We start from the raw sequence: 26,330 nt of genomic DNA on the forward strand, positions 1-26,330 counted from the left end.
TGGCCGGCTCCGGCTCCGGCTACGTTGCGATGTGGGTAACGCTGAAAGCTTGAGGGGGGAGACTCCCGGCGGCAGACCAGCCTAAACTGGCGCCCTTCCGCCAGGCCCTTGCCCCGCTATGCCGATTCCGCTGGTCATCCACCGTTGCCGAGCGCAGTGGTTCGTTGGGCTGCTGCTCGCTGTTTGCTGGCTGCTGCCCGTTCGGGCTGCCGAGCCGGAGGCGTACCGCATCGGCGTGGAGCAGGTGGATTACTACCCGATCTACTCCGCGGTGCCGCCCGATAACCAATACCGCGGCTACGCCCGTGACCTGCTGGACCTGTTCGCCGCACGCGAGAATCTGCGCGTCACCTACGTAGTGCTGCCGGTGCGGCGCTTGTCCCATGCTTACTGGGCGGGTCAGCTCGATCTGGTGTTTCCCGACAACCCGCGCTGGGCAGCGGCGCAAAAGCCGGCTGGCGTCACCTACTCGCAGCCCGTGCTGCAGTTTCAGGACGCCATGCTGGTGTTGCCGGAGCGCAAGGGCCAGCCGCGACAAAGCTTCCGTCGGCTGGGCTTTGTTCGCGGATTCACGCCGTGGAAGTTCCAGGACGACATCGCCGCCGGGCGGGTGGTCATCCAGGAGGCGCCCAACCCCGAAGGGCTGATCCACATGGTCATGGCTGGCCATGCTGATGCCGCCAACATGGCGCAGCAGGTGGCGCGCTTTCACCTCAAGCGCCATGGCCTGGAGCGTGGGCTGGTGGTGGAACCGAGCCTGCTGCCGCTCAGCGACAGCTACTACCATCTTTCCAGCATCCGTCACCCGAAGCTGATCCGCCGCTTCGACGCCTTCCTGCGACGCGAGCAACGGGCGGTGCAGGCGCTGAAGGCCAGGTACGAGCTTTGAGGCTCCGGGGTCAGGTCTGTGCCGACACCATCAAGATCATCGGGCGCTCCATTTCTTCTGCCAGGGTTGGGGTGAGGCGGAGCTGCTCGGCAGTCGGGGCGAACTCTTCGACGCGAAGAATCCTGAAACCCGCGTCGATCAACGTATTGAGCGTCGTTGCGAGCGTCCGGTGATACTTGACCACTCCCTTTGCGAACCAGTCGGTACGGCGTTCGCCCTCGACTGAGTAGCCATTGACCGGCCAGGTCTTGCGGCCGTCTTCGTCGGCTATCCAGTGCGGGTGCCGGGCGGCCATGTAGATGGGATGTTCGAGGGTGAAAACGAAGTGCCCGCCCGGCGTCAGCGAGTGATGGACGGTGTTCACCAACCGCTTGAAGTCGGACAGGTAATGGAACGTCAGTGAGCTGAAGACCATCTCGAACGAGGACGCTGGCAGTTCCAGTTCATCGAGGTTGGCGATGCGGTACTCGATGCCGGGTTCGCATGTGTCCGCCGTCGCGCGGTCGATCATGTTTCTCGACAGGTCCAGGCCGAGAACCTGGGTAGCACCCTGTGCTTTCGCCCAGCGGGAGAACCAGCCGAAGCCGCAGCCCAGGTCGGCCACGCGCTTGCCATTCAGCTCCGGGAGCATCGCCCGTACGACGGGCCACTCCGGCGCCCCATCCAGCCCGAGGGTCTGGCGGGGCAGCTGCGAATAGCCGGTGAAGAAGTCCGGATTGTCATAGATGTTCTGCGCCATCGGCTTGTTTCCCTGGACTGTGAGAAAAGGGGGCGGCTGCTGCGGAGAGGTTCGCCGCGCCGCCAAGGATACGCGGGACGACCAAATCGGGGATGCTGCGGCTCAGCCCGCCTCGAATACGTCCATCAACTCCGCCAGAAAGGTACTCACCAGCTCGCTCTGCCGGGTGGAGTGCCGCACCGCTGCATGGAACTGCACTTCATAGCGGAGCTGGTCCGGGTTGAGCGCGCGGAGCTGGTCGAGGCCCTCGTGGCGCGCCGCGTAGTGCTGGGGCAGAAAACCCAGGTGCTGGCCGGAGAGGATCAGCAGCGCGGCGCCGTCCATGCTGTCGGTCAGGGCCGTCAGGCGGTCGATGGAGGTCGGGGCCGGCATCTCCGGCAGCGGGTGGCTCGGCCAGACCCATTCGTGTTCGGCCACGTCCGCGTTGCCCAGTGTTCCGGCTTGTGGATAAAGCGGGTGCGAGGCGCTGCAGTAGGCGATCTGGGTTTCGCTGAACAGCGGGAAGTAGTCGAGGTTGTCGAGTCGTCGCCAGAAGTAACCGATGGCGAGGTCCAGGTGGCCGTTGATGAGTTTTTCTTCGAGGAAGGACGACGAGAGCTCGGTGAACTGGAAGTACAACCCCTGGTTGCGCGCGCGCAGGCGGGCGATGGCCAGGGCGATCTTCTTGTTGGCCGTGGGGTCGATCTGCCCGAGCAGGCCGATGTTCAGGGTGCCGGACAGGGTGCGGTTGATGTGCTGCACTTCCAGGCGGAAGCCTTCGGCGGCGGCCAGCAGTCGTCGCGCCGCCTCGACGAACTGGCTGCCTTTGGGCGTGAGGGCGAAACCGGCCCGGCCGCGCTGGCACAGGCGAAAACCCAAACGGGTTTCCAGCGAGGCCAGTTGCGCGCTGATGGTGGGTTGCGAGGTGTTGAGCGCCGTTTGTGCGGCCGAAATGCCTCCCGCCTCGACGACGGCGAGAAAGACGCGGATCAAGCGGATATCCAGCTCGGATACGTTCCCCAGCATGCGTCCTCCGGACGTGAATTACATAGGGCGCAATCTATGTGAACAGTTAACCCGCGCTATTTTAAGCGCGCGGTCCTCCCCCTAGATTGCTGCCTGAACGACCGGGTCCACACCAATAGGGATGGGGGTAGGGGCCGGGTTCAGGCGCGCCATCATAGGGCGTCTCAGGGGGCGCTCGCCACAGGGCATGGGCGGCGTTCCCTCACCCAACATAGATGAACCCGATGTTTGCCAAGGGCGTCGCCACGCCTGCCGGCGCATCATCACAAGAACAACAGTTCGCTCGACACGGAGCGAAGGAGCATCCCATGTCAGGGTCCACCCAGCCCGCCCAGGTTTCCGCGAGCGGCGGCGGATTGGCCATCGAAGGCCACTCGATCGACTACATTCCCGAGTCCGAGCGCCATGCTCGGCTCCGCAGCCAGGGACCGTTCTGGTTCCTCGGCAACTTCCACTTCTTCACCATCTCCATCGGCTTCGTCGGTCCGAGCCTGGGGTTGTCCGCCCTGTGGACGACGCTGGCCGGTGCGCTGGGCATCATGTTCGGCACCCTGTTCATGGCCTTCCACGGTTCCCAGGGGCCGGAGATGGGCCTGCCGCAGATGATCCAGTCGCGTGCGCAGTTCGGCTATCGCGGGGTCGTGCTGGCGCTGCTGGCAACCCTGTTCGTCTTCGTCGGCTTCAACGTGGTGAACGTGTCGCTGATCATCGACGGCTTGCGCAACGTGTTCGGGCTGGAACCGGTTCCAGTGGCCTGCGCGGTGATCGCCATTGGCGCGCTCATGGCCATCTATGGTCACGACCTGATGCACAAGGCCTTCAAGTGGGCGCTGATGCTGACCCTGCCGCTGTACGCGCTGGTGACCGTCGCGCTGATGTTCGGCGCCGGGCAGGGCGGAGTCGCAGAACCGGCCAGCCTCGGCTTCAGTTGGGTGGCCTTCGCTACCCAGTTCGCCATCGCCGCCAGCTACAACATTTCCTACGCTCCTTATGTGTCTGACTATTCGCGCTACCTGCCGAAGAACACCAGCCGGCCCAGGCTGATTGCTGCCGTGTTCCTCGGCGCGTCCCTGTCCGGCGCCTGGATGATCGGCCTCGGCGCCTGGCTGGCGCAGCTGCTTCAGGCCTCCGATGCGCTGGTGGCGCTGGATCGCGTCGGCACCTCGCTCCTGCCGGGGCTGGGTCATGTGCTGGTGCTGGTCTCGGTGGTGGGCTTCCTGCCGGTGATCGCACTCAATACCTACAGCGCCATGCTGACGCTACTGACCGGGGTCGACTCGGTTCGCCGCATCAACCCGACACCGCGCGCGCGGGTGCTGTCCATCCTCGTCATCACCCTGGCGGTGCTGGCCTGTGTGCTGTCGATCCGTGGCAACGGCATTGCCATCCTCAATACCTTCCTGGTGCTGATGCTCTACTTCCTGGTGCCCTGGACCGCCGTCAACCTGGTGGACTACTTCTGCGTGCGCAAGGGCCGCTATGCGATTCCGCATTTCTTTACCCCCAAGGGCCTCTATGGCGCCTGGCAGCTGCGCGGCATCGTTGCCTACGTGGTGGGCTTCGCCAGCATGGTCCCGTTCTTCTTTATCTTCGATGCCGCGGCCGGGCAGGAGGTTTTCGTCGGCCCGATGGCGCGTCTGCTGGACGGCGTGGATATCGCCTGGCTGGTGGGGCTGGTGGTGTCCGGCCTGACCTACTTCATCCTCAGCCGCTCGCTGGACCTGGAAAGCGAGCAGCGCATCATCGATGCCATCAGCGAGCGCGACATCCTCGCCATGGCACGACCAGGCGCAGGCCAGGAGCCGTGAACCAGACTACAGGGAGTATTGCCCAGTGAACGCATCTCGAACCGTCAAGGTGGCCTGCTGCCAGTTGGCACCGAAAGTCGGCGACCTGGCCCACAACCGCCGTGTGACCGAGCGGGCGATCCGCGCGGCAGCGCTGCAGGGGGCGCGAGTCGTGGTGCTGCCGGAGCTGGTGCAGAGCGGCTACGTCTTCCACGACCTGGCCGAAGCATTGGCCCTGGCTGAAACGCCGGACGGGCCGACGCTGCAACTCTGGCAGGCCCTGGCTCGTGAGCTGGAGATCGTCATCGTCGGCGGCTTCTGTGAGCGCCTGGACGAACAGCGCGTCGCCAACAGCGCCGCGCTGATTGACGCCACGGGCCTGCGTGCGCTGTACCGCAAGGCTCACCTGTGGGACACGGAGAGCGCCATCTTCACCGCCGGCAACGAGCCGCCGCCGGTGGTGGAAACCGCCTTCGGACGAATCGGCGTGATGGTCTGCTACGACCTGGAGTTCCCCGAGTGGGTACGCCTGCCCGCACTGGCCGGCGCGGACCTGCTCTGCGCGCCGGTCAACTGGCCGGACGGCCCGCGCCCGTCCATGGAGCGCCCGGCCGAAGTGGTGCGCGTGCAGGCCAACGCCGCAGTCAATCGCCTCTTCATCGCCGCCTGTGACCGTCACGGACCGGAGCGCGGTGTGAACTGGGTGCAGGGCTCTGTCATCGTCGATCCGGACGGCTACCCATTGGCAGGGCCGGCCGAGGAGGGCGGGGAACAGATCCTGATGGCCACCTTGAAACTGGACGAAGCGCGCAACAAGTGCATCAGCCAGCACAACCACCTGCATGACGACCGCCGCCCGGCGTTGTATGGCGCAAGCGGGTTACTGGCGTAATCGGCTGTCTCCCCGTAGGAGCGAGCTCTGCTCGCGAACGAGCTCGCTCCTCCCTTGCATGATGTCCATGCAACCTTCAGTTCGCCGCGTTGTTTGCTGGCTGTACTGGCGCGGCGGCCTGGGCCAGGCGCTGCTGCTCCCGGATGCAGAACAGGACCATATGGAAATCGGTGCGCCATTCCGACTCGCAGAGACTGCGCATCGGGCCGCTGTAGCCGGCCACCGCTTCGGCCGCTTCGCGCTGTTCTTCGAGGCAGTAGGCACGCATGGCGTCACCGCTCCACTTCTCCTCGCAGTGCGCCTGGACGGCCGACTCCCCAGCATGGGCGCAGGACAGGACGCCGGCTGCAAGCATCGCGGCAGCGATGATTGAATTCTTGTTGTACGGCATGAGTACGCTCGCGCTCCACGTTTAGACGTCGGCCCTCCTGGCCAGCGAATGACACGATGCAGTCTGTGTGTTGCCGCGATCGGAACTACGGCCAGGCATGCCTGCCGGCGCGGCAGTGGTGCAGTCTAGTACAGCGCTGCCTTCTGCCCAGATCACCGTCCAGCGAACCGACGTCCGGCTTTGCTCAGGTTCTGCGGTCAGTCAGTTGGGGGGCAGCGAGGAAATCACAGGGTGGCGCCGGAACTCGTTTCGCGGGCTGCAATCTGAGGGGAACGCACACACCAAGGAGTCACCATGCGTTTCCGCAACACTGCTGCCACCCTCGCCCTGATCGCCCTTCCTTTCGCATCGGCCCAGGCAAGGGACCATGACGACGATGACCTGCTGCGCAGCCTCCTCTCTACCGGCGCCACCACCGCTTCAACCTATCTGACCAGCGGCGGCGACGACAAACTCGTCGGCCCGGTGCAGGACGACGCCAGCAGCTTCATTGCCAGCGATGGCGCCATTCGTGGGCCGTACCTGGAGGCGGAGTTGCAACGGCTTCGCCAGGAGAATCCGGGGCTGCAAGCAAGCAGTGACCTGGAACTGGCCAGCGCCATCCTGGCGGCGGAGCCCCAGTGAATGTTTCCCGATGCCCATGGTGTGAGCTATGGGCATTGCTGATTCGGTGGATGGAGCGAAGCGATAGCTATCAGAAAAGGGGGACAGTTCACCGTGGATGTGCTGCAGGTGAAAGCGATCCGCAAAGCCACTGGCCTGACCCAGGCCAAGTTCGCGGCCATGATCGATGTACAGCTCGGCACGTTGCGCAACTGGGAACAGGGTCGGCGTGAACCCACTGGCCCGGCTAAAGCGCTGCTGCGAGCTATTCACAATGACCCCAAGCACGTCATCCAGGCACTGTCTGCCTGAGCCTATAGGCTGGTCGATTTCGACACTTCGTCGACACCTCCAAACCCCAGAAACGGAAAAACCCCATAAATCAGGGGCTTAGTCAGGGGTTTTTGGAGCGGGCGAAGGGAATCGAACCCTCGTCATGAGCTTGGGAAGCTCAGGTAATGCCATTATACGACGCCCGCGAAGGGTGCTCTTTTTACCAGAAGCCGCGGGCAAGGTGAAGCCCAGGGCAGCCACAAGTTACTGAAAATACTTGCACCTGCCCGGGCGGCCACGCGTTCAAACGGCCACTGCCTGATAGTCGGCTACCTGCGGGCGAGCCATGCCCTTGGTGGCCTGAGACTTGAGGAAGCCCAGCATGGCTTGCTGGGTTTGCAGCCAGGCGGCTTTGGTCTCGACGTCGACGAAGTGGCCGGCGTTGTCGATGGTGGCGAACTGGCAATCGCGCACGTGCTTGGCGAAGTGGCGGGCATCCTCGGCCGAGGTGTATTCATCACGGTCGCCGTTGATGAACAGAAGCGGGATGTCGACATTGGCCAGGCAATCCACGTAGCAGCGCGAATCCATGTTCAGCACCTGGCAGACGTGGTAGTGCATCTGCAGGTATTCGTGGTCGTCGAGGCTGCTGCAGTGCTTGTGGTTGAAGCGCTGGTATAGCGACGGCAGGTATTTGCCGATGGTGTTGTTGACCAGGTGGCCGACGTTGTCGCGGTCGATGGCCGACAGGTAGTCCAGGCCGCGGTTGAGGTAGTCCATCATCGGGGCGTTGAGGATGGGCGAGAAGGAGGTGATGACGGCCTTCTTGATGCGCGCCGGGCACTGGGCCAGGGCGAGCAGGGCGGAGACGCTGCCCCAGGAGAAGGACATCAGGTAGTCCACCCGGAAGTGCTCGATCAGGTGGAGGAGAATGTCGGCCTCGGTCTCCTTGCTGATGAAGCGGGTGTTGTCGTTATGCGGCTTGGACTGGCCGGCATAGGGCTCGTCGAAGAGCACCACGTTGAAATGCGGTTGCAGGTATTTCACTGTCTGCGCGAACGAGGCGGTCGTCGACAAGGAGCCGTTGACCAGAATGATGGTCTCCTTGGCTTCAGGGTTGCCGTAGAACTCCGTGTGAACCTTGTACTGGCTGTGAATCTCGACGATGGCGGTTTCCGGCCTCATGTCGTTTCCTCCTGGCGCAGATGGGTCATGCGAGCCCTCTAAACGGCTTGGCTCGCTCTAAGTCTTGGCAGTAGGAAAACGCCTTTCGATGACAATCCAATGTCAGGCGGAGATTTTTAAAATTCTTTATATTTCAAGCGGATAGGTCGAGAAAAGACGGCGAGTTCCGGCGCTTTGGAGGGCGCCGAACGAGTCTTCTAACCAGGCAGGGAACCTACGAGTGCAGAGCACAGGGGACCGCAGGGTACGCTTAGATGGCCGGCGTGACTCTTTGGTCACGCTCTGACCTTGTGTCCGATTTAAGCAGGGCATCTTTTCACTCGCAAGCGTATTGAAAGGAAAAATTCTTGCAGTTCGTCGGGTTATTCGATCCCGATGTGACTCGGAGTGGATCTAGCTAAAAGCAGGCCACTTCTGCGTCGGTGAGTGACCGGTAGTCGCCTGGCTGCATCTGAGGGTCCAGCTTCAGCGGTCCGACGCTCTCGCGGTGCAGGCGTACGACGCGGTTGCGGAAGTGCCCGAACATGCGCTTGACCTGGTGGTAGCGGCCCTCGTGCAGGGTCAGCCGGGCGGCGCGGCTGTCGAGGATTTCCAGCTGGGCGGGGAGGGTGGTCAGGTCCTCAAAGGCGAAATAGAGCCCTTGGGCGAAGGTGTCGACGTATTCGGCACCGATGGGCTGCTCGGTTTCCACGTAGTAGACCTTGGGCTGCTTGCTGCCGGGCAGGGTGAGGCGGCGTGACCAGTGCCCGTCGTTGGTGATCAGCAGCAGGCCCGTGGTAGTGAGGTCCAGGCGCCCGCCCAGGTGCAGCTCGTGCTTGTCGGGTTCATCGAGCAGGTCGAGCACGGTGGGATGCTCCGGGTGCTCGGTGGCGCTGACGTGGCCGGAAGGCTTGTAGAGCATGAAGTAGCGCGTCGGCTTACCGGCCTGGAGCAGGCGTTCGTCCAGTTCGATGCGGTTGAATTCGCGGACCTCGAAGCGGCCATCGACGACAGGCTGCCCATCCACCCGTACCCGACCGGCGGCCAGCAACAGGCGCGCGTCGAGGCGGTTGAATTCGGGAAAATTGCTCAAAAATCGATCAAGGCGCATCAGCTTGGTGCATCGGGTGGCAGTGCCTGCGCGCAGCGGGGGCAGAGACAGGCGCGGTCGATGTCCTGCGGCGGGACGCGCTCAAGTGCGGCCGGGTCGATCTCCGTCGTGAAGCACCAGCATTCCTCGCCGGGCCGCGAGGAGTCGGTCTGGGTGCACTGGTTGCTCTGGCCGCAGAGCGGGCAGCGGGTGGGATCGGACGAGGCGCTCATGAAGGCGGTTCGCGGTGGAAAGGGCGCAAGGGTGCAGCCTTGCGGCTTGGGCTGCAAGTCCGCGCCGATGGGTGCCGTTTCCCGATGATCGTGCGGTGTCTGACGTTGCCGTCTGGCGCGGATCGCCTAGGCTCGAATATGCAAGGTGAAGATGTCTGAAAACGACATGGCAGGATTCACAAAAGTCTGAAGGCCTTTGAGAAGCTGACGCATAATCGCGGTCTATCGATTCTGTCACCCACCATTCAGAGCAGAGCTGCCTCGTGTCCACCAACATAAGTGTCGTCAATAAAGCCAAGGCCTGGTCCGCTCACGGTGTCACTGCCACCGGCGTCGTGCTGGCCCTGATGGCCATCCTCGCCCTGTTCGACAACCAGCCCCGCGACTGCCTCCTGTGGCTGGGCGCAGCGCTGCTGGTGGACGGCCTCGATGGCACCCTCGCCCGGCGCGTGCAGACCAGCACCATGCTGCCGAATTTCGACGGCTCGACCCTGGACCTGGTGATCGACTACCTCACCTACGTGTTCATTCCCGCGATCTTCATCTACCGCTACATTGACCTGCCCGAGCACACGGCGCTGGTGGCGGTGAGCCTGATCCTGGTGTCGTCGCTGTTCTGCTTCTGCAACCTGAACATGAAGAGCAGCGACAACTATTTCGTCGGTTTCCCCGCCGCCTGGAACGTGGTGGCGTTGTACATCTGGATCATCGATCCGCTGCCGGTGGTGAGCCTGTTGCTGATCTGCTTCCTAGCGGCGTTGACGCTGACCAAGCTGAAGTTCCTTCACCCGTTCCGGGTGCGCAAGCTGATGCCGCTGAACATCGTGGTCACCTTCGTGTGGATGATCAGCAGCATGTTTCTCATCCTCCAGCATCCTTTCTACAAGTCGCTGGTGCTGGGCACCTGGTGGCTGGCCTCGGCCTACTTCGTGGGCATCTGCCTGTGGCGCAGCCTGCTGGACTGGACCCACAAGCTGAAGGCGTAGGCCCCTGTCTTCAGTTGGCAGCGGCGCTGGCGGCTCTGCTGGTGACCTCGCGGTAGATCGCCTGCAGGTTCTCGGTACGTTCCCTGGTGTTGGGGTGGCGCATCAGGGGTGACTTGACGATGTCATGCATGCTTTCGGCCAGCGCCTCGGCATCGTTCTGCGGGGCCTTGTTCGGCGGTGACGCTTCCATTTTCGGCAAGTCCTTGATGAAGGCATCGATGGAACTGGCCAGCGCCTGATCGCTCGGGTAGACATGACTGAGCATCTTCACGGCGCAGGAATCTGCCTGCAGCTCCTGGTCGACATGGTGCTTGGTGAACTGCCCCTTTTCCAACTTGATGCGGTCGACCACGACGGTGGGGTTGCCCTTGGCGTCTTCCATCGTTTCGATCAGGTCCTTCTTCACCGAGAAGGAGTCCACCACCAGGCTCTGCATTTCCTTGGTCTCGTGGCGCTGCAGCACATGGGCCACTTCGTGGGCCAGTGCGAAGTAGGCCTTCGGCTGGCGCTCCGGTTTGTCCAGCAGACCCTGCTCGATGTACAGGTAGCCGCCGGGCAGGGCCAGCGCGTTGCGTCCCGAGCTTTTGACGATGAACAGCTTGAACTCGTAGTCGTAGGTTTCGTCCACGCCGGCCAGCACGTCACGCAGCATCTTGTCTGCCGTCGGGTAGTGCTTGCGACCGAGCTTGCTGTCACGGGGTAGAAGGTCCGTGCGCTTGTTGTGCTGGCGTTCGGCGTAGAGCTCCTCGGCCGTCATGGGCATCCAGTTGAGTTGCTTGGCGGCCAGCTTGGTCGAGGCCGACAGCTTGCCGGAGGCATCCGGCGCTGGCGATGGCGCCGAGCCCAGGAAGTTGCCAATCTGCCCCGGCACGCTCTTCAGGCCTTCCTTGATGCTGAACAGGGTCACCGAGGCGAAGTTGTCGGTGAGCCGGTAGGGCTGGACCAGGTCCGGGCAATTCTTGTCGAGCACCACCGACGCCCGTGGCGAGAGGCTGGTGATCTCCTTCACCTGTACATCGCCCTTGCCGGTGTCGAAGGGGTTCGGCACTTTCGCGCCGCTGCACGCGGCCATCAGGGTGGCGAGTGCCAGGGTCCAGCAGGTTGTCGATACACGCGGTGTCATAGGGCCTCCCCGGGCAGGCGTCGACCTGTCACTTGAGCTGTTGCTGGAGTTGGCGGATGCGCAGGTCCCTGGCGCCGTAGTAGCCCTCTTCGTCGAGGATCGCCGCTTCGTAAACCAGGCGCTGGTTGCTGTCGGGCACTTCCTTGCGCACCTGATCCAGGCGCTGCTGCACCGCCGGGTCGCTTTGGGCGTCGGCGAGGTTGGCCTGGGCTTCGCTGGGGTTGAAGGGGCGGTCTTCTTCCAGTTTGCGGCCGCCGGTTTTCCTGGTGTTCACCACACTGTCCAGCACTGAGGTGAGGGAGCCGCAGTCAGCGCGTGCCTTGCTGTCTCCCATGAGGGCCTTGAAGAGCTGCTGCAATGGATTTGTCGCAGCCACTCCTCCTTCGGCTTGCAGGGCGCTGAGGCCCTTGCAGTCCTGGCCGGATGCCGTGCTGCCGAGGATCAGGAGTGCGGCGTAGCAAGTCAGGTTGACGAGTTTCATCGTGTTCCTCCTTTAGTGCGCGAATGTCAGGTAGATGGCCCAGCCGAGGATTGCGAAGAAGATCAGGCGACGTACCAGCAGCGATATCGCTGACCAGGGCTTCCTGATCTGGTGCACGACATCGAGGATCACGAAGCGCCAGAACCTGTCGGTAAGGCCGGGGATCTCAGGGGGCTGTTGCTTGCGCTCATCGGCAATCTTGGCAACGAATGCTTCCTCTCCATTTCCGTGCGCCTTTTCCAGCCTGCCGATAAGTTCCTGGCGCTGCGTATGCCCTTCTTCGACTGCCTGGTGCACCGCGCCGGTGAAGTAGCTTTCGATGAACATGCCGAATGCGATGGGGATGGGAGACAGCCAGTAGTCGCTGTTGCCGAGTATGTAGAGCGATGCGACGGTGGCGAGGATGACCAGGACCAGCAGACCGAAGCTCAGCAGCACCACCAGATAGGGCGCGCTCTGGCGATCAGTGGATTCCTCGCTGAAACGCAGGTGGAAGTACTTGCGCCAGCTCCAGGAGATGAACATCCCGAAGGTCAGTGCCAGCAACAGCTCCAGGATGAAGCTGAGGAAGTGGTTGAAGTCGCTCGCGGGCTCGACGAGGGACATGTAGGCCGCGGCATGGACTTCGACGCCGTACATGGTGCCCAGTGGCGTCAGGTAGGTGTCGCCTTCGCCATAGCCACCACCGAAGAACACCACCGGCAGCTCATAGGCCAGCTCCCTGAACTTGACCTCCGGCTGGTCCTGGATCCATGGGCTGCGCGAGGGCAGGTCGGCGGTGTCGGAGGCGCGCAGTCCGGTGAAGTACTGGCGGGGGTTGATCAGGAAACGCTGCGTGCTGTGCTCATCACCTACGCAGTTGACCGCCTGCTTGGGTGAGTACTGCTGGAACGCTACGGCAGCCAGGCCATCGGCCTTGCAATCGACCTTGGTGACCAGGCCGAAGCTGATGGGCAGCGATGCATCGCCGAAGGCGACAGTGGCATTGGTCATGCGCTTCTTCCACTTCAGGGTTTCTTCCCGAACATAGGGATCCAGCACGTCGAAGGGCTCCATCAGCACCGTCTTCGTGTGGCGGTCGCAGCGCTCAAGCAGTTGGTACAAGGCTTCCTCGCACGCTGCTTCGTTCCCGCCATCGGTCAGCGCTTTCACTTGGGCCGGGTCCTTCGGCAGGGATGCGCGCGCTTCTCGCAGCAGGGGTAAAGGAGAAAGATCCAGGTCGATCACCACCAATCTGGGCGGCTTGCGGCCGTTGTAGATGTTCCCGAGGTCTTTCAGCAGCTCACAGCGGTTGAGCGGCGAGCGTTCCAGGTAGTGCCGTTCATGGCTTTGCTGATCGATGCGTACCACCGCGACCTTGGGCTTGAAGGTTCGGTCGGAGGAGGTGTTCACCGCACTGAGGTTGCCGATGGTGATGAAGGCGTAGCCGTCGACGGCATCCAGCAGGTGGAACTGCAGGTGACCGATGGCGACCAGGGCGGAGACGATCACAGCCCCCGGCAGGTGGTGCAGCAAGTGCACAAGCAGGTGTGTGAGCCGGTGACCAGGCGTTAAATGCTGGTGGGTTGTCCGAGTTTCCTCTGGCATCCCTCGCGCTCCGTGCCCCAGTAATGCTCTGGACCAGGGGGATCAGCTGAGAAGTCAGGCAGGGCCCGGCATGGCGCGCCCAAGAGTGTGCCCTGTCGGCGGACCACTGCCGCCCGTGCGCCACAGCCTGGGCCAAGGGCGGGCACAGGTGGTTGGGTGTCCGGAGATGGCGAGACGCTATGGCAAAATCTAGCAGCCAATGGTGACTCTACAAGCGCAGCTGATCGGCGCTGAACAGCTCTATCTTGAGGGTGTCAAGCTGGTGAGACACTCGGGCGATTATCTGCCGGCTTAGATTGGTCACCCGGTATTCGAGCCAATCGGCCGTAGGTCGCACGCCCCGCCAGCAGTAGCTTGGAGGCATCCCTTCCCGATACGAGGATGCCTCGATGACGCCTCGCCTGGATTACTACGGCCGCGCCCCGCCCCCCTGATGCGCTCAAGGCGATGCTCGCCCTGGAGGCGGTGGTGAGCAAACTGCCCCTGGCCTTCGCCCACGAAAGCGGTGACGGCAAGGAACAACGCGCTGTTCTGCAGGTGCATGCACTGCTCAACGCACCAGGCAAGAAGGCCATCATGCTCACCGTCAGCTACGCGCCGGTGCAGCACTCCCCGGCCCACAGCCATCCGGGCTCGGTGTTCGCCTATGTCGAGGAGGGGTAGTGATATCCCAGCTCAAGGGCCAGGAGCCCAACCGCTACAAGGCCGGCGACAGCTGGTACGAGCCGGCCGGCAGCGTCCACCTGCAGTCGCGCAACGCCAGTAACACCAAGTCGGCGAAGTTAGTGGTGTGGGTACTGAATGAAGAGAAGGCGCCGATTCTGGAGCCTTACAAGCAGTGAGCTGAAAATCTGCAAAAGCGTCCCTCCCCCCCAGCCCCTCTCCCGCATGCGGGAGAGGGGAGTCCATCAGTGCCTGGTCTTGCTCCGTGTTTTCGGCCGGCCGAGTATCGCTGGTGCGACCCCATTCGTTCTGCAATGTTTAGTCGATGTAGAACCAAAGATAGGAAAACCTGAATTTTATTGACCCTTGCCGCCGTGCGAGCCTCGCGGCATTCCAATAAAACGGCTTTCCCTCATGGGTTGTACTCCGCACCAATCGCTGTTGGCCGACTTGCCCCTTGGGCTGGTTCGCGCCGCTCGCCGTGCCCCCGGAGTCGCACCCAAGGTCCAGTTCTCTCGCAAGTGGGCCTCCCATCTCCTGATTTCCCTGCCGCTCGAACTCGCCTTCTGGGCGCTCTGGCATTGCCGCCACGCTCGTCCGCCGGATAGCGCTCGCGTCTGACATACGGCCGCCGTCGCTGCGGCCAACCTCATCCAGAACGAGATATTCGACCCTTGCCCCAAGCGGCGAGGGCCTGATTGCGTGCCTAACCGGCACTAAAGAGAGCGCCATGAATTTTGCCAGCGTGCAGGAAGCCCGGGATTTCCTCGAGCAGAACCCGGACATCGATGCCTTTGAACTCTTCATCCTCGACGCCAACGGCGTACCGCGGGGCAAGCTGCTGCACCGCGACGAGGTGCTGGCCGTGTACGAAACCGGCCGCCCGTTGCCCAGCACCATCCTCGGTCTGACCATGCACGGCGAGGATGTGGAAAACTCCGGACTGGTCTGGGAAGTGGGCGACATCGACTGCCGCGCCTACCCGCTGGAGGGCAGCCTGGTGCGCCTGCCCTGGCGCAAGATGCCCACCGCCGCCCTGCAGGTCTGCATGCATCCGCAGGAAGGCATGCCCGCTGCCATCGCCGATCCGCGCCATGTATTGGTGGAAGTGATCGATCGCCTCAAGGCCGACGGCTACCACCCGGTGATGGCCTGCGAGCTGGAGTTCTACCTGCTGGACCAGAAGCGCGATGCTAATGGCCGCCCGCAACCGGCGCTGGACGCCGACGGTCATCGCCCGCGCAGCACCCAGGTTTATGGCCTGCGCGAACTGGAGCAGATCGAGCCGTTCCTCGCTGACCTGTACGCCGCCTGCAAAGCCCAAGGCATTCCGGCACGCACCGCCATTTCCGAGTACGCCCCGGGCCAGGTGGAAATCACCCTGGAGCATGGCGATGCCCTGGAAGCGATGGATCAGGCCGTGCGCTACAAGCGCCTGGTCAAGGGCGTGGCCCATGCCCACGGCATGCAAGCCTGCTTCATGGCCAAGCCGTTCGCCGAGATCGCCGGCACCGGCATGCACATGCACGTCAGCCTGGCCGATGCCGAGGGCCGCAACCTGTTCGCCAGCGAGGACCCTGCCGGCACGCCGCTGTTGCGCCAGGCGGTGGGCGGCATGCTCGAAAGCCTGCTGGATTCGCTGCTGCTGTTCTGCCCCAACGCCAACTCCTACCGCCGCTTCCAGGCCAACAGCTACGCGCCCCTGGCGCCGACCTGGGGTGTGGATAACCGCACCGTTAGCCTGCGTGTGCCGGGTGGCCCGGCCAACAGTCGGCACATCGAGCATCGTATCTGTGGCGCTGACGCCAACCCCTACCTGGCCGCTGCTGCCATCCTTGCCGGCATCCATCGCGGCATCCGCGAGACTATCGATCCGGGCGACCCGGTGGAAGGCAACGGCTACGCCCAGGCCAAAGAGCTGCTGCCCACCGACTGGCTCACTTCGCTGCGCGCCCTGGAGCACTCCAGCTGGGCCCGCGATGCCTTCGGCACGGCTTTCCTCGGCGTCTACCTGGCCGTGAAGCGCGCCGAGTACCGCCAGTTCATGTCCGAAGTCGGTGAGCAGGACTGGCGCTGGTACCTGAACCAGGCTTGAGCCGGCGAACGACCGTCCGTTTCTGTTTGTGGGAGCGAATTCATTCGCGAATCGCTCCCCGGTATTGAAGGCCCCTGTGGCCAAGAAGGATCCACCCATGACCGCTGCAATCAAACACCCGCTGCCCGCTGTCGAACGCGCGCCTTCCTATTACTCCGCGACGCTCAACGAGGAGACGGCCTATCCCACCCTCGAAGGGGAGGTAAATGTCGATGTCGCCATCATCGGTGGCGGGTTCACCGGCGTGGCCACGGCGGTGGAGATGGCCGAGCGCGGCTACAAGGTGGCGCTGGTGGAAACCCACAAGATCGGCTGGGGCGCTACGGGGCGCAACGGTGGTCAGGTCACCGGCAGCCTCTCCGGCGATGCGGCCATGCGCAAGCAGATGAGCCGCTTTCTCGGCAAGGATGTGGATAACTTCATCTGGTACCTGCGCTGGCGCGGTCACGAAATCATCAAGAATCGCGTGGCTAAGTACGGCATCCAGTGCGACCTCAAGCATGGCCACCTGCATGCGGCCATGAAACCCTCCCACATGGACGAACTGAAGGGGTCCTATGAGGAAGCCGTGCGTCGTGGCATGGCGGACGATGTGACCCTGCTGGACGCCGCCGGCGTGCGCGAGCACCTGGATTCCGATCTCTACATCGGCGCCATCAAGAACACCCGCAACATGCACCTGCACCCGCTGAACCTGTGCATCGGCGAAGCCAAGGCCGCCGCCAGCCTGGGCGCGCTGATCTTCGAACACTCCGAAGTGCAGGACATCATCCACGGCGACCGTCCGGCGGTGATCACCAGCCGCGGCCGGATCAACGCCCAGCAGGTGCTGCTGGCCGGCGATGTCTACCACAAGCTGGAGCGCAAGAAACTCAAGGGCATGATCTTCCCGGCCATGGGCGGCATCGTCACCACCAAGCCTCTGGGCGAGCTTGCGAAAGCGATCAATCCGCAGGACCTGGCCGTCTACGACTGCCGCTTCGTGCTCGACTACTACCGCATGACCGGCGACGGCCGCCTGCTGTTCGGCGGTGGTGCGAACTACTCCGGGCGCGATTCCCGTGACATCGAAGCCGAGCTGCGTCCTTGCATCGAACGCACCTTCCCGAAGCTCAAGGGCGTGGAAATCGACTTCAAGTGGAGCTGCGCCATGGGCATCGTCATCAACCGCATTCCGCAGTTGGGCAAGCTGTCGAAGAACGTCTGGTACTGCCAGGGCTACTCCGGCCACGGCGTGGCGACGACCCACATCATGGGCGAAGTCATGGCCAACGCCATGAGTGGCAGCCTGGAAAAGTTCGACACCTTCGCCCAGTGCCAGCACATCCGCGTGCCGCTGAGCGAACGCCTGGGCAACCACATGCTCTCCGTCGGCATGTGGTACTACCAATTGATGGAAAAGCTGCGCTGACCGAATTGTTGTGCGTCTTTACAGCCGGCTCAGTGCCGGCTTCTTTTTGCCTGTGGATTGGGGCGATTCAATCGTCGGGCAGCCAGTGTAGGGTGGAAATCGCTTTTCATTTCCACCATCCCGGCCAGGCTGGACGCAAATGGTGGATAAAAGAGCGTTATCCACCCGAACTGTTTGTGGAGCGATTTCAATCGCGATGCAGCTAGAACCTGCCGTTGCAGAAGGAGTCCGGTGCGCGGGCTTTCGCGAATGAATTCGCTCCCACAGAGATGCCTATGCGCCCAAACAAAAAGCCCCGCATTGCGGGGCTTCGTCAGAAGGCGTCGATCACAGATCGAAGTCGTAGTCGGAAAGCTGCTTCTGCAGGCGCCGCTCTTCGAGGTAGTTGTCGATGATGCGGCGCTTGGTCAGGTTGGTTTTCGCGGTTTCTGCCGGGGCTTCCGACTCTTCGGCATCCTCGGAAACGAATTCTTCTTCGAGCTCGATATCGTCTTTGGCTGTGCTCATAAGGTCACTCCACAAAGCGGGACGCTATTGGCGCACCTTATAAACGCAAAGCAGAGGTCGGTAAAAAAGATTTTTTCAATCGGATACTTGAGTGAATCAATAGGTTTTCAATCGTCAGACGTCTTGGCCTTGTACTCGCACAAATCCTCGATGCGGCATGCACCACAGCGCGGTTTGCGGGCCACGCAAACGTAGCGGCCATGCAGGATCAGCCAGTGGTGGGCGTCCAGCAGGAATTCCTTGGGCACGAATTTCAGCAATTTCTTCTCCACCTCCAGCACGTTCTTGCCGGGGGCGATGCCGGTGCGGTTGCTGACCCGGAAGATGTGCGTGTCCACTGCCATGGTCGGCTGGCGGAAGGCGGTGTTGAGCACCACGTTGGCCGTCTTGCGGCCGACGCCGGGCAGCGCTTCGAGGTCCTCGCGATTGTCCGGCACCTGACTACCGTGTTTCTCGATGAGGATGCGGCAGGTCTCGATGACGTTCTTGGCCTTGCTGTTGAACAGGCCGATGGTCTTGATGTACTCGGACAGGCCTTCCACGCCCAGGGCATGGATGGCCTCCGGCGTATTGGCCACGGGATAGAGTTTGGCGGTGGCCTTGTTCACGCCCACGTCCGTGGCCTGTGCCGAAAGGATGACCGCGATCAGCAACTCGAAGGGCGTGCTGTAGGCCAGTTCGGTGGTGGGGTTGGGGTCGTCGTCGTGGAGGCGGCGGAAAATTTCGTAGCGTTTTGCGGCGTTCATTGGGAATCAGCAGTCCGGTTGGTCAGGCGGCGCCAAAGCGCCAGTAGCGTACCTAGCAGGATAAAGGCTCCGGGCGCAAGGGCGAACAGGGGAAGGCCATCGGCGCCGAACTGGATAGTCCAGCCCAGCGTGGCAGGGCCCAGCAGCCAGTCGACGTGTGCGAGCAGACTGGCGTGGCCAAGGGCTTCGCGCAGGGCTCCGAGCAGCAGGGCAAGCACGGCGAAGGCCGTTCCCGCGCGCAGGCCGTCGAGGGTGTCCGTAGTGTCTTCGGTGGCGAGTTGCAGGCAGGGCAAAACCAGCAGGTAGGGGAAAGGGCCGAGGGCGCGGTGCAGTTCATAGGCGCCGGCTTGTAACAGCAAGGTGGCCAGGCTCGCCAGCAAGGCGGACAGCAGCACGGCGCCGAGCCAGTAAGCCGGACCTTCCAGCTGCCGCCGCAACGCCGGCAGGGCCAAGCCGAAAAGCATCAGCACGGGTAGTCCGGCGAGTGCCAGGCCGACGCCTTTGATCAACAGGTCAGTGGCGCCGATGAGCAGGGCCAGGCCGGTCAGACCGAGGTGGCGTGCTTTCATGGCGCCGTCCCTCCGAGCAGCAGCGCGCGGTGGCCATCGAAGAACTGCAGGGCGTGCTGGATGGCACTGACCACGGCGCGGGAGGTGATGGTGGCGCCGGCGATCTGGTCGAACTCGCCCTTGTCGGCCTTTACCCGCCATTCTGCTTCCGGGTGGCCGGCCAGGGACACGTCGCTGAACAGCGCAAGCCAATGGCTGCGCGCCGGTTCGATGCGGTCGCCGATTCCGGGTGTTTCGCGGTGGCCGAGCACCTTGGTGGCCAGCAGGCGCCCGTCCGGACGTATCGCCAGCAGCAGGCGAATCGGCCCCTCGTAGCCTTTGGCGGTGGCCGGCAGCAGCACGGCGACCGGGGTGCCATCGCGGGTCGCCAGCCAGGCTTGCGTGGGCGCCGGGTTGCCCAGCAGCTCATGGGCAGGCAAGGCGATGGGTTGGGCCAGGGGATGGTTGTCATAGCTGCCGGGGGGCAGCAGGTCGAGCAGGGCGCGCTCGTCGGCGGCCTGGCGTTCGGCCTCGATACGGTCGGCGAACAGTTGGCTGGCGGCGATCAGTACGATCAGACCGAAGCCCGCCAGCACGGCCAGTAGCAGCAGGCCGCGGCCCTTCACGGCTGCGCTTCCTGGCTACGGGGTGCGAAACGATCCAGGGCGGGCACGAGCAGGTTCATCAGCAGGATCGCGAAGGCCATGCCGTCGGCATAGCCGCCCCAGGTGCGAATCACATAGAGCAGCAGCCCGGCGCCGATGCCGAACAGAAAGCGGCCACGGTCGCTGGCGGCACCGGAGACGGGTTCGGTCGCAATGAAGAACGCGCCGAGCATGGTGGCGCCACTGAACAGGTGGAAGAGCGGCGAACCGTTGGAGTCGGAGCCGGACCCGTTCCAGCAAAAGAGGCTGGCGATGAAAAGGCCGGACAGCAGGCCCACGGGCGCGTGCCAGCGGATGACCTTGCGTTGCAGCAGGAGCAGTCCACCGAGCAGGAAGGCAAGGTTGACCCACTCCGATCCGCGTCCGCCAAGGCTGCCAAAGGCGAGGTGGCCCTCGAAGAGCTCGGAGATGGTCAGGCGATCGTTGTGTTTGAGGCTGTCCAGCGCGGTGGCCTGGCTCCAGCCATCCACCAGCCCGCTGCCCAGGCCCAGAACCTGTTGCAGGGATTCACCCAGTCCGGGGTGCTGGCCGGGCGTTGGCCACTGGTTGAGGTGGGCGGGAAAGGCCACCAGTACCAGCGCATAGCCGAGCATCGCGGGATTGAACGGGTTCTGGCCGAAGCCGCCGAACAGCGCCTTGCCGAACAGCAGGGCGAAGGCGCAGGCGCAGGCGGTCAGCCACCAGGGCGAGTAAGGCGGCAGCGCGAGGGCCAGCAGGGTCGCGCTGACCAGGGCACTGCCTTCGCCCAGCAGCGGTTGATTGAGCAGCGATGCCGCAGGCACCGCAGGCTGTTGCCGCAGGCGGCGTACCAGGGCTTCGCAGGCGACGGCGGCAGGAAGTGCTACCAGCAACTGCAACACGCTGCCCCAGCCGTACTGCCAGAACAGTGCCAGCAGGCCCGGCAGACAGGCGACCAGCACCAGTTGCATGCTGGGGCGCGGGTCGAAGGCCGGGCGAGTGGTCATGGCCGCGGGGCGTCAGGGCAGTTCGGCCAGGGCTCGCTCGGCCTTGGCAAGGCGGTCGCGGGCCTGGGCCAGGACGGCCGGGTCGATGTCGGGCTGGCGCTCCAGCTTGCTGACGTCGGCGCGGGCGTAGGCCAGTTCGGTCTTCAGGGCGCGCACGGCGGGGTCCACGGGGCGCTTGTCGATACGTTGCAGGTTCGGCGGCTGCTTGCCCGAGGCGTCTTCGGCGGCGTGCAGGGCCGCTTCGGCATCGCTCAGGGCCTGTCGCAGCGTGGTCAGCTCGTCTTCATTCGCGCCGCGCTGTTCGGCGCTTTTCAGCTTCGCGCGCTGGCTGGCGAGGGCGATCTTGGCCTGTTTGAGGCGGGCTTCGCCCTCGCTGGCCACAGGCGCGGTGGGTGTGCCCTGGCAGGTGTCCAGGCGTTGCTGGGCCTGGTCCACCGCAGCGCGCAGTTCGGCCAGCTGGGCCTGTTGATCGTCAGTGGGGGATTCGCCAAAGGCTTTCTCTGACCTGGCCAGCTGGGCACGGCTCATGGCGGCTGCGATCTTCGCTTGCTTGAGCGTTGCTTCGTCCACCTGCGGACTGGGGATTTCCAGCGCGGCCTTGAGCGCAGCCTGGGCCTTGTCGTTGGCTGCACGCAGTTCGACGACCAGGGCCTGCAAGTCAGACGTGCCGTAAACCTCCAGCTTGTCTTCAGCCTTCTTCAGCGCCACCTGGGCCATTGCGGCTTCGATCTTCAGGCGCTTCTGCTGGTCGCTGAGGCTCGGGGCGGCGGCCTTCTGTGCCTTCACCCGTTCGATGGCGGCCTGTACGGCGTCCACCGGCGCAGCGGTGCTTTGCTGGGCCTGCGCCGCGCGGGCGGCACGGGCTTCGCGCTCGGCCTGGCGGCGGGCTTCGTCACGGGCCAGGCGGGCATTGCGGAATTCGAAGCGCTGACGGAACTGATCGGCGTGTTGGCGCTGGGCGCTGGCAGCCGGTTCGGCCAGCGGCAGGATATCGATGCAATCCACCGGGCAGGGCGCCACACAGAGCTCGCAGCCGGTGCATTCGTCAGTGATCACGGTATGCATCTGCTTGGCGGCGCCGACAATGGCGTCCACCGGGCAGGCCTGGATGCACTTGGTGCAGCCGATGCACTCGGCCTCGCGGATGAAGGCGATCTGCGGCGGCACCGGGCCGTTGGGGGCGTCGAGTGGCAGCGGCTGGACCTTCAGCAGATCGGCCAGGGCGATGATGGTGGCCGTACCGCCAGGTGGGCACTTGTTGATCGCTTCGCCCTTGGCGATGCCTTCGGCGTAAGGCTTGCAACCGGGGTGACCGCACTTGCCGCACTGGGTTTGCGGTAGCAGGGCGTCGATGCTCTGGATCAGGCTGGCCTGGCTCATTGCGCCCCCATGCCGTTGAAGCCGAGGAAGGCCAGGCCCATCAGGCCTGCGCAGACCAGCAGCATGGGCGTACCGCGGAAGGCGGCGGGGACCAGGGCGTCATCCACCTGCTCGAGCAGGTCGTCAAACACGGTCAGTACCAGCCAGAAACCCAATCCACCCCCGAGGCCCAAGCCAAGGGCCGAAGCGAAGGTGTCGGCACTGCCGATCAGCATGGCGCCCAGCGCCGCGCCATTGGCCAGCAACAGGGGCCAGAGGCCGTTGCGGGGCAACTGCGGGTGCAGGCGGGTGAGCCCTTCAAGGCAGAGCCAGGCGAGCGGTGCCACCAGCGGCAGGAAAATGAACAGGCGCAGCGTTTGGAGGCCAAGCGGGGCAAGGACGAGTTGCTCGAGCAGCCAGGCGAGGGGCGTGGAGACGGCGACGAGCGCGCCACCGGCCACTGCCAGCGCGCGGTTGCGCGGCTGACGCAGGCTGTCGGCGCCCAGGGGCATGCCGAGAATGAGGTTGTTGACCAGGGCTGCTCCGAGCAGTGTGAGGAGAAATTCGATCATGGCCGCGCAAGGGCTGGAAGGATGCAGGGAAGTCTAGCGCGCGAGAGCGGCTGGGCCGCTCTCGCGTGTGGTCTTACTTCACGCGTTGACCGGGCTTGGCACCGCTGTCAGGGCTGAGCAGGTAGATTTCCTCGCCACCGGCGCCGGCGGCCAGAACCATGCCTTCGGAGACGCCGAACTTCATCTTGCGCGCAGCCAGGTTGGCGACGTAAAGGGTCAGGCGGCCTTCCAGCTGGCTTGGGTCCGGGTAGGCGCTCTTGATGCCGGAGAAGACGTTGCGCTTGGCATCGCCGATGTCCAGGGTCAGGCGCAGCAGCTTGTCGGCACCCTCGACGAACTCGGCCTTTTCGATCAGCGCGATGCGCAGGTCGACGGAGGCGAAGGTGTCGAAGGCGATTTCCGCCGCCAGCGGGTCTTTCTCCAGCTCACCGTTGCCCTTGGGCGCCGAGGCTGCGGCCAGGTCTTCCTTGGAGGCGGCGACCATGGCTTCGATCTTCGCCGGCTCGATGCGGGTCATCAGCGGGTTGAAGGCATTCAGCTGATGGTCGGCGAGCAGCGTCTTGTGGTCGTCCCAGGTCAGCGGGGCGACGTTGAGGAACTGCTCGGCGGCGGCCGCCAGTTGTGGCAGCACGGGCTTGAGGAAAATCACCAGCTGGCGGAACAGGTTGACGCCAGCGGCGCACACGGCTTGCACCTCGGCCTGCTTGCCTTCTTGCTTGGCCAGAGCCCAAGGCGCCTTGTCGGCGATCCAGGCGTTGGCACGGTCGGCCAGGGCCATGATTTCGCGCATGGCGCGGGCGAAGTCACGGTGCTCAAAGGCTTCGGTGATGCTCGGCGCGGCGGCAGCGAAGTCGGCGAACAGCTCCGGCGCGGCGTTCTCGGCCACCAGCTTGCCGGCGTTGCCCTTGTGGATGAAACCGGCGCAGCGGCTGGCGATGTTGACCACCTTGCCCACCAGGTCGGAGTTCACCTTCTGCACGAAGTCGTCGAGGTTCAGGTCGAGGTCATCGACGCTGCGGCTCAGCTTGGACGCGTAGTAGTAGCGCAGGTATTCCGGCTGCAGGTGGTCCAGGTAGGTGCGCGCCTTGATGAAGGTGCCGCGGGACTTGGACATCTTCTGGCCGTTCACAGTCAGGTAGCCGTGTACGTTCAGCGCGGTCGGCTTGCGGTAGCCGGCGCCTTCGAGCATGGCGGGCCAGAACAGGGCGTGGAAATTGACGATGTCCTTGCCGATGAAGTGGTACAGCTCGGCGTTGGAGTCCTTGTTCCAGAAAGCCTCGAAGTCCAGCTCCGGGCGGCGTGCGCAGAGGTTCTGGAAGCTGGCCATGTAGCCGATCGGGGCATCCAGCCAGACATAGAAGTACTTGCCGGGGGCGTCCGGGATCTCGAAGCCGAAGTAGGGCGCATCGCGGCTGATGTCCCACTCCTGCAGGCCGGCGTCCAGCCATTCGGCGATCTTGTTGGCCACCGAGTCCTGCAGGGCGCCGCTGCGGGTCCACGCCTTCAGCATGGCGTCGAAGTTCGGCAGCTTGAAGAAAAAGTGCAGGGACTCCTTGAGCACCGGCGTGGCGCCGGAGATCGCGGATTTTGGGTTTTTCAGTTCGGTGGGCGAGTAGGTCGCGCCGCAGGATTCGCAGTTGTCGCCGTACTGGTCCTCGGTGCCGCATTTCGGGCAGGTGCCCTTGATGAAGCGGTCGGCCAGGAACATCTGCTTTTCCGGGTCGTAGTACTGGGTCACCGGACGGGTGCCGATATGGCCGGCGTCGCGCAGCTTGGTGTAGATGCTGCTGGAGAGCGCGCGGTTTTCTTCCGAATGGGTGGAGTGGTAGTTGTCGAAGTCCACCAGGAAGTCGGCGAAGTCGGTGGTGTGTTCGGCGCGGACGTTGTCGATCAGCTGCTCGGAGGTGATGCCCTCCTTTTCGGCACGCAGCATGATGGCGGAACCGTGGGCGTCGTCGGCGCAGACATAAATAGCTTGGTTGCCACGCATCTTCTGGAAGCGCACCCAGATATCGGTCTGGATGTACTCGACCATATGCCCGAGGTGAATGGACCCGTTGGCATAGGGGAGGGCGCTTGTCACAAGGATTTTGCGGGGCTCGGTCATGGTGCTCGGCTACCGGATACGGAACAAAAGGGAAGTCGGCAACTATATAGGCCCGGCGCGATTTTTTCACCCGTGGGCGACCCAGCGGTGAGGTGGTCGGGTAGGATAGCCGCCTGTTTCCAGACCGCTTGAAACCGTCGCGAGCGAAGGCCAGGCAAGGCGAAGACAGCCGAGGAAGCGGAGTTTACGTTTGTAAATGAGCATTCCGAGGTTGTATTCAACGCCGCATGGCCGAGCGCAGCGGGTTTCATGACGTCTGGTTTGCTCGGTCTTTATTTGGAGTCCTGCCATGAGCACCCTGTCCCGCGCCCAGGTCGAAGCCAGCCTGCGCCAGTTCACCGATCCCCACCTCGACCAGGACCCGGTCAGCGCCGGTTGCCTGCGCGAAGTCGACATCCAGGGCGGCAAGGTCCGCGTGCGTCTGGAGCTGGGCTATGCCGCCGGGCTGTTCAAGGCCGGCTGGGCGCAGATGCTGAAGATGGCCCTGGAGAACCTGGACGGCGTGGACAGCGCCGAGGTGCAGGTGGATTGCGTGATTGAGGCGCACAAGGCCCAGGAGCAGGTGCCGGCGCTGACCAACGTGAAGAACATCATCGCCGTGGCCTCCGGCAAGGGCGGCGTGGGCAAGTCCACCACCGCCGCTAACCTGGCCCTGGCGCTGGCCCGCGAAGGCGCGCGCGTGGGCATGCTCGACGCCGATATCTACGGCCCCAGCCAGGGCATCATGTTCGGCATCGCCGAAGGCACCCGTCCCAAGGTGCGCGACCAGAAGTTCTTCGTGCCCATCGAGGCCCATGGCGTACAAGTGATGTCCATGGCCTTCCTCACCGACGAAAACACCCCGGTGGTGTGGCGCGGCCCGATGGTGTCCGGCGCGCTGATCCAGCTGATCACCCAGACGGCCTGGGAAGACCTCGATTACCTGGTGGTGGACATGCCGCCGGGTACCGGCGACATCCAGCTGACCCTGGCGCAGAAGGTGCCAGTGGCCGGTGCGGTGATCGTCACCACCCCGCAGGACCTAGCCCTGCTGGACGCCAGGAAGGGCGTGGAAATGTTCCGTAAGGTGAACATCCCGGTGCTGGGCGTGGTGGAGAACATGGCGGTGCACATCTGCTCCAACTGCGGCCATGCCGAACACCTGTTCGGCGAGGGCGGCGGCGAGAAGCTGGCCTCGCAGTACGGCGTCGAGCTGCTGGCATCGCTGCCGCTGTCCATCGCCATCCGCATGCAGTCCGATGGTGGCAAGCCCACTACCATCGCCGACCCGGAAAGCCAGATCGCCATGATCTACCAGCAGATGGCCCGCAGTGTCGGGGCGCGCATCGCCCAGTCTGACCAGGCTGCAACGGCCATGCCGAACATCACCATCAGCGACGACTGACGTTCCGACCATCCGGCGGGACCTTTGCCGAGGCTCCCGCCGGACTGTAAGATTCGCGGTCAATT

27 protein-coding genes, 1 tRNA gene and 1 pseudogene are annotated in these 26,330 nt (G+C 63.8%); 11 read left to right on the forward strand and 18 right to left on the reverse strand.

Annotated features, from left to right (window positions below; genetic code table 11):
• Positions 1-118: 118 nt before the first annotated feature.
• Positions 119-889: a substrate-binding periplasmic protein gene (locus tag THL1_RS07965; RefSeq protein ID WP_069082757.1), complete on the forward strand. Its 771-nt coding sequence runs from the start codon at positions 119-121 to the stop codon at positions 887-889.
• Positions 890-899: 10 nt separating this feature from the next.
• On the opposite strand, the gene THL1_RS07970 is transcribed toward THL1_RS07965, so the two are convergent.
• Complete coding sequence (locus THL1_RS07970; RefSeq protein WP_069082758.1) at positions 900-1,628, reverse strand: class I SAM-dependent methyltransferase; 729 nt, start codon at positions 1,626-1,628, stop codon at positions 900-902.
• A 102-nt stretch (positions 1,629-1,730) separates the two neighbouring features.
• On the reverse strand, positions 1,731-2,633 hold the full coding sequence (locus THL1_RS07975; RefSeq protein ID WP_069082759.1) for a LysR family transcriptional regulator: 903 nt from the start codon (positions 2,631-2,633) through the stop codon (positions 1,731-1,733).
• A 308-nt stretch (positions 2,634-2,941) separates the two neighbouring features.
• On the opposite strand from THL1_RS07975, the gene THL1_RS07980 reads away from it, so the two are divergent.
• Together THL1_RS07980 and THL1_RS07985 are read left to right on the forward strand one after the other, a co-directional pair.
• Entirely contained in the window at positions 2,942-4,441 is a 1,500-nt protein-coding gene (locus THL1_RS07980) for a purine-cytosine permease family protein (protein WP_069082760.1), read from the forward strand.
• Positions 4,442-4,466: 25 nt separating this feature from the next.
• Positions 4,467-5,312 (forward strand): nitrilase family protein, encoded by an 846-nt coding sequence (locus THL1_RS07985; RefSeq protein WP_069082761.1) that lies wholly within the window; start codon positions 4,467-4,469, stop codon positions 5,310-5,312.
• Positions 5,313-5,388: 76 nt separating this feature from the next.
• Here the strand turns inward: THL1_RS07985 and THL1_RS07990 are convergent, their stop codons facing one another.
• The gene (locus THL1_RS07990) at positions 5,389-5,703 is read right to left on the reverse strand and encodes a hypothetical protein (protein ID WP_069082762.1); all 315 of its coding nucleotides are present in this window, start codon (positions 5,701-5,703) and stop codon (positions 5,389-5,391) included.
• 294 nt (positions 5,704-5,997) lie between these two features.
• On the opposite strand from THL1_RS07990, the gene THL1_RS07995 reads away from it, so the two are divergent.
• Positions 5,998-6,327 carry a DUF2388 domain-containing protein gene (locus THL1_RS07995; protein ID WP_069082763.1) on the forward strand — a complete coding sequence of 110 codons (330 nt, stop codon included), beginning with the start codon at positions 5,998-6,000 and terminating at the stop codon, positions 6,325-6,327.
• Positions 6,328-6,411: 84 nt separating this feature from the next.
• Positions 6,412-6,618 (forward strand): annotated as a pseudogene (locus THL1_RS08000) (helix-turn-helix domain-containing protein); the annotation flags it as partial.
• Between the two features lie 93 nt (positions 6,619-6,711).
• On the opposite strand, the gene THL1_RS08005 reads toward THL1_RS08000, so the two are convergent.
• The 4 genes from THL1_RS08005 to THL1_RS28815 form a co-directional block, all read right to left on the reverse strand.
• Positions 6,712-6,785 (reverse strand) — tRNA-Gly (locus THL1_RS08005).
• A gap of 97 nt (positions 6,786-6,882) precedes the next feature.
• Positions 6,883-7,764: an alpha/beta fold hydrolase gene (locus THL1_RS08010; protein WP_069082765.1), complete on the reverse strand. Its 882-nt coding sequence runs from the start codon at positions 7,762-7,764 to the stop codon at positions 6,883-6,885.
• A 397-nt stretch (positions 7,765-8,161) separates the two neighbouring features.
• On the reverse strand, positions 8,162-8,854 hold the full coding sequence (locus tag THL1_RS08015) for a pseudouridine synthase (RefSeq protein ID WP_069082766.1): 693 nt from the start codon (positions 8,852-8,854) through the stop codon (positions 8,162-8,164).
• The gene (locus THL1_RS28815; protein WP_083245843.1) at positions 8,854-9,066 is read right to left on the reverse strand and encodes a cysteine-rich CWC family protein; all 213 of its coding nucleotides are present in this window, start codon (positions 9,064-9,066) and stop codon (positions 8,854-8,856) included. The genes THL1_RS08015 and THL1_RS28815 overlap by 1 nt, the downstream gene beginning before the upstream one ends.
• A gap of 263 nt (positions 9,067-9,329) precedes the next feature.
• Between THL1_RS28815 and pcsA the strand changes: the two genes are divergently transcribed.
• Entirely contained in the window at positions 9,330-10,052 is a 723-nt protein-coding gene (gene pcsA, locus THL1_RS08025) for a phosphatidylcholine synthase (RefSeq protein WP_069082768.1), read from the forward strand.
• A 10-nt stretch (positions 10,053-10,062) separates the two neighbouring features.
• Here pcsA and THL1_RS08030 read toward each other — a convergent pair whose 3' ends face one another.
• Genes THL1_RS08030 through THL1_RS08040 form a run of 3 tightly spaced genes read right to left on the reverse strand, consistent with a single transcriptional unit; the run spans position 10,063 to position 13,177 of the window.
• Entirely contained in the window at positions 10,063-11,175 is a 1,113-nt protein-coding gene (locus THL1_RS08030) for a M48 family metalloprotease (protein WP_069082769.1), read from the reverse strand.
• Between the two features lie 28 nt (positions 11,176-11,203).
• Positions 11,204-11,656, reverse strand: a complete 453-nt coding sequence (locus tag THL1_RS08035; RefSeq protein WP_069082770.1) for a hypothetical protein — start codon at positions 11,654-11,656, stop codon at positions 11,204-11,206.
• Between the two features lie 12 nt (positions 11,657-11,668).
• On the reverse strand, positions 11,669-13,177 hold the full coding sequence (locus THL1_RS08040; RefSeq protein ID WP_069082771.1) for a CHASE2 domain-containing protein: 1,509 nt from the start codon (positions 13,175-13,177) through the stop codon (positions 11,669-11,671).
• 534 nt (positions 13,178-13,711) lie between these two features.
• On the opposite strand from THL1_RS08040, the gene THL1_RS31285 reads away from it, so the two are divergent.
• From THL1_RS31285 to THL1_RS08060, 4 genes are all read left to right on the forward strand, one after another.
• The gene (locus THL1_RS31285; RefSeq protein WP_414703729.1) at positions 13,712-13,906 is read left to right on the forward strand and encodes a hypothetical protein; all 195 of its coding nucleotides are present in this window, start codon (positions 13,712-13,714) and stop codon (positions 13,904-13,906) included.
• Positions 13,906-14,085 (forward strand): hypothetical protein, encoded by a 180-nt coding sequence (locus tag THL1_RS31290; protein WP_414703730.1) that lies wholly within the window; start codon positions 13,906-13,908, stop codon positions 14,083-14,085. The genes THL1_RS31285 and THL1_RS31290 overlap by 1 nt, the downstream gene beginning before the upstream one ends.
• A gap of 551 nt (positions 14,086-14,636) precedes the next feature.
• A complete protein-coding gene (locus THL1_RS08055; protein WP_069082773.1) occupies positions 14,637-16,001 on the forward strand; it encodes a glutamine synthetase family protein in 1,365 nt (454 codons plus the stop codon).
• A gap of 97 nt (positions 16,002-16,098) precedes the next feature.
• Positions 16,099-17,412, forward strand: coding sequence for an NAD(P)/FAD-dependent oxidoreductase (locus THL1_RS08060; protein ID WP_069082774.1), 1,314 nt, complete (start codon positions 16,099-16,101; stop codon positions 17,410-17,412).
• Between the two features lie 327 nt (positions 17,413-17,739).
• Here the strand turns inward: THL1_RS08060 and THL1_RS08065 are convergent, their stop codons facing one another.
• The 8 genes from THL1_RS08065 to metG form a co-directional block, all read right to left on the reverse strand.
• Complete coding sequence (locus THL1_RS08065; RefSeq protein WP_069082775.1) at positions 17,740-17,919, reverse strand: PA3496 family putative envelope integrity protein; 180 nt, start codon at positions 17,917-17,919, stop codon at positions 17,740-17,742.
• A gap of 107 nt (positions 17,920-18,026) precedes the next feature.
• Entirely contained in the window at positions 18,027-18,665 is a 639-nt protein-coding gene (nth, locus tag THL1_RS08070) for an endonuclease III (protein ID WP_069082776.1), read from the reverse strand.
• Entirely contained in the window at positions 18,662-19,234 is a 573-nt protein-coding gene (locus THL1_RS08075) for an Rnf-Nqr domain containing protein (RefSeq protein ID WP_069082777.1), read from the reverse strand. Before THL1_RS08075 ends, nth begins: the two co-directional genes overlap by 4 nt.
• On the reverse strand, positions 19,231-19,839 hold the full coding sequence (locus THL1_RS08080; protein ID WP_069082778.1) for an RnfABCDGE type electron transport complex subunit G: 609 nt from the start codon (positions 19,837-19,839) through the stop codon (positions 19,231-19,233). Before THL1_RS08080 ends, THL1_RS08075 begins: the two co-directional genes overlap by 4 nt.
• A complete protein-coding gene (locus tag THL1_RS08085; protein ID WP_069082779.1) occupies positions 19,836-20,843 on the reverse strand; it encodes an RnfABCDGE type electron transport complex subunit D in 1,008 nt (335 codons plus the stop codon). The genes THL1_RS08080 and THL1_RS08085 overlap by 4 nt, the downstream gene beginning before the upstream one ends.
• Positions 20,844-20,855: 12 nt before the next feature.
• Positions 20,856-22,223 (reverse strand): electron transport complex subunit RsxB, encoded by a 1,368-nt coding sequence (gene rsxB / locus THL1_RS08090; protein ID WP_069082780.1) that lies wholly within the window; start codon positions 22,221-22,223, stop codon positions 20,856-20,858.
• A complete protein-coding gene (locus tag THL1_RS08095; RefSeq protein ID WP_069082781.1) occupies positions 22,220-22,774 on the reverse strand; it encodes an Rnf-Nqr domain containing protein in 555 nt (184 codons plus the stop codon). The genes rsxB and THL1_RS08095 overlap by 4 nt, the downstream gene beginning before the upstream one ends.
• A gap of 73 nt (positions 22,775-22,847) precedes the next feature.
• The gene (metG, locus tag THL1_RS08100; protein ID WP_069082782.1) at positions 22,848-24,881 is read right to left on the reverse strand and encodes a methionine--tRNA ligase; all 2,034 of its coding nucleotides are present in this window, start codon (positions 24,879-24,881) and stop codon (positions 22,848-22,850) included.
• A gap of 289 nt (positions 24,882-25,170) precedes the next feature.
• Here metG and apbC point away from each other — a divergent pair, with 289 nt between their 5' ends.
• Entirely contained in the window at positions 25,171-26,265 is a 1,095-nt protein-coding gene (gene apbC, locus THL1_RS08105; RefSeq protein WP_069082783.1) for an iron-sulfur cluster carrier protein ApbC, read from the forward strand.
• Positions 26,266-26,330 lie beyond the last annotated feature (65 nt).

Source organism: Pseudomonas sp. TCU-HL1 (assembly GCF_001708505.1).
In the GTDB taxonomy this organism is placed as follows: Bacteria; Pseudomonadota; Gammaproteobacteria; order Pseudomonadales; family Pseudomonadaceae; genus Metapseudomonas.